An 863-nucleotide genomic window follows, 5' to 3' on the forward strand; every position below is an offset into this window, starting at 1 on the left:
CAATTCGCGATGGGCTTCGTGCCGGGCCTGAAAGCCTTCTCGGCAGCGGTGCTGGGCGGTATCGGCAACATCTACGGCGCCATGCTGGGCGGCATCCTGCTGGGCCTGATCGAAAGCCTGGGCGCGGGTTACATCGGCGACCTGACCGGCAACTTCCTGGGCAGCAACTACCAGGACATCTTCGCCTTCATCGTGCTGATCATCGTGCTGACCCTTCGCCCGTCCGGGATCATGGGTGAGCGTGTGGCGGATCGGGCTTAAGTTTTTTAAGTTTAAAAACCTTAAAAACTTAAAGTCAGAAACTTGGAAATTAAAGAACTCAAGAAATCGGAAGAGAACACTATGGCTCTCATGACCTTCGACATGAAGCGCAACCCTGGACAGGCTCGCATCAGCCTGCTGGTGCTGTTGGCGCTGATGATCATCTTCCCCGTCTTCGCCCAGCAGTTTGGCAATTCGTGGGTGCGCATCATGGATATGGCGCTGCTCTACATCATGCTGGCCCTGGGCCTGAACGTGGTGGTGGGTTTTGCCGGTCTGCTGGACCTGGGCTACATCGCCTTCTACGCCATCGGTGCCTATACGGCGGGCCTGCTGGCCTCGCCGCAGTTTGCGGCGGTGATCGAATCCTTCGTCAACACCTATCCGTCGGTCGGCAATTTCCTGGTCTGGCTGTGCGGTCCGCAGATCGTGCAGAACGGCATCCACCTGTCGCTGTGGCTGATCGTACCGATCTCGGGCGTGCTGGCGGCGATCTTCGGTGCACTCTTGGGCGCGCCGACCCTGAAGCTGCGTGGTGACTACCTGGCCATCGTGACGCTGGGCTTCGGCGAGATCATCCGCATCTTCATGAACAACCTGAA

At 58.4% G+C, this 863-nt stretch carries 2 protein-coding genes; both read left to right on the forward strand.

Features of this window, described 5'->3' with window-relative positions; translation table 11 throughout:
- On the forward strand, positions 1-261 hold a 261-nt coding region (locus ACODSZ_RS23075; protein ID WP_488928642.1), incomplete at its 5' end, for an ABC transporter permease subunit.
- A gap of 81 nt (positions 262-342) precedes the next feature.
- On the forward strand, positions 343-863 hold a 521-nt coding region (locus ACODSZ_RS23080; RefSeq protein ID WP_488928643.1), incomplete at its 3' end, for an ABC transporter permease subunit.

Source organism: Herbaspirillum sp. FG34, assembly GCF_057809315.1.